We start from the raw sequence: 2,106 nt of genomic DNA, 5'->3' as shown, positions 1-2,106 counted from the left end.
TTTTAGGCGTTGCACCGGCAACAACATAAAAAATACTCTTAATTTTTGTTATCTTCCATTCCTCTGGAATTTCTCCCAACCATTCAACCCCGGAATCTTTCATCTCTCTACTCATATTATTTCTCCCCAAACAAAGCATCCAAACTACTCTGAATATCCAGTTCCAGTTCATGCAAGCGTGCCGCAATTTCTTCCACTGGTTCCGGTGCCTGATATTCATAAAAGTACCTTGTCATTGGAATCTCGTATCCTTTTTTCGTTTTCTTTTCATCTATCCATGCTTCTGGTGCATATGGTAATACTTCTCTCTTAAAATATTCCGCAATATCTTCTGTCAGCGGTACATTTTCTGTATCTCGCAGAGACACATCAGCCACTGGCTTTCCCTTCTTTAATATAACTTCGCCATTTTCATCTTTCTGTGGCTGTTCTACTACAATCTTCTGATATCCAAATTCCTCTGTGTCAAAAATCTTGCTCTGACAGTAAATACCATCTTTCTCACCATATACAGTTCCATTTTCAAATGCACCATATGCCTTTACAATCAGATCACGGCATTTATCAGTAATGTCATTTCTTTTTGTTCCGATACTTTTTCTTCTTGCTTCAAAACAATGCGAAGCATCAATCAACTGTACTTTTCCAGCTCTGTGTATTGGTTTGTCTTTAGAACAAATCCAAATATACGTGCTGATACCAGTATTCATAAACATATCTGTACCTAACTGCACAATCGCATCCAACCAGTCATTTTCCAGAATATATCTTCTAATCTCTGACGGTCCACTTCCTGCATCTCCTGAAAATAATGGTGATCCATTCTGAATGATAGCCATTTTTCCATTTGGAGCTAGCTTAGAAAGTCCGTTCAATACAAACAACTGCTGTCCATCTGATATCTTCGGAAGTCCGGGTGCAAATCTTCCCAATTCACCTTTTTTCGCTTCTGCTTCTACTGCTGCTTTTTCTCTTTTCCAGTCAATTCCGAATGGTGGATTTGAAATAATATACTGAAACTGATATCCGCTAAACTGATCTTCAGATAGGGTATCTCCAAATCTCATATTATTTGGATCACCCCCACGAATCATCATATCCGCTTTTGCAATCGCAAATGTAGAGGGATTAAACTCCTGACCAAAGCAGGTAACTCCTATCTCCGTGTTTAGCTCCTGAATTCTTTCTTCCATGCAGCTAAGCATCTGAGATGTTCCCATCGCCATATCATACACTGTTACATTTCCACCCTTACTCAGATCTGCATCTGATAAAAGTAAATCCGTCATTAAATAGATAATATCTCTACTGGTAAAATGTGCCCCAGCCTCTTCACCAAAAGATTCGGAGAATCGTTTTACTAAATCTTCAAAAATATATCCACAGTCTACTGCACTGATTTTATCTGGTCCCAGATATCCTTTTTGTGAATTAAATTCTTTTATGACAAGATACAAGGTATTACTTTCTACCATTCTGCGGATAATGTTATCAAAATCAAACTTTGCCAGCACATCCTGAACATTTGCTGAGAATCCATTCAGATAATCTCGAAAATTTGCTTCGATATTTTCCGGATCAGCTAATAAAGATTCAAATGTATATTTGCTGATGTTATAAAATTGATAACCGGAAGCCTTCGTCAGAAATCCATCAATTACAGCAAAATTCTTCACCTTTTCATACTGTTCCAATACTGCTTTATGTGTCGGTAATAAACAATCATGAAATCTTTTTACTACTGTCATTGGCAAAATTACCAATCCATATTCATGCGGTTTAAATGGGCCACGGAGCATATCTGCTACATTCCAGATCATTGTCGCTTTCTCTGCTATATTAGTTCCAACTACATCAAATTTATTATTTTCATCCATTTATTTTTTCCTCCGTATAAATATGTTCTAATTCTGCTGTTGCCTTTTCTAATTTGTATTTCAATTCTTTTATTTCATTTATCTTGGCGTAATATTTATCTGCAATTATCTTCTGACTTTTTAAGTCAGGCAATGGAATTGTTATTTTTTTCAATCCTTCAACCGGCAAATTTAATAAAGTAGCCCCTACTGCTACTCTAGATAAGGCTGCTTTTCCATTTTCACTTTC

2 protein-coding genes are annotated in these 2,106 nt (G+C 36.6%); both read right to left on the bottom strand.

The genetic code is table 11. The annotated features are described in order from the left end of the window. Positions 1 to 116: 116 nt before the first annotated feature. The gene (locus tag QVO97_RS00650; RefSeq protein WP_022358511.1) at positions 117 to 1,877 is read right to left on the bottom strand and encodes a type I restriction-modification system subunit M; all 1,761 of its coding nucleotides are present in this window, start codon (positions 1,875 to 1,877) and stop codon (positions 117 to 119) included. Continuing rightward, positions 1,870 to 2,106 (bottom strand): restriction endonuclease subunit S (locus QVO97_RS00645; protein WP_288188506.1); only part of this gene is annotated, 237 nt, incomplete at its 5' end. The genes QVO97_RS00650 and QVO97_RS00645, both read right to left, overlap by 8 nt.

The sequence above is a fragment of the Clostridium sp. CAG:43 genome, assembly GCF_000434655.1.
Lineage (GTDB): Bacteria > Bacillota > Clostridia > Lachnospirales > Lachnospiraceae > Otoolea > Otoolea fessa.
The sequence above is the reverse complement of the archived record's forward strand: the minus strand, read 5'-3'. Positions and strand labels throughout refer to the sequence as shown.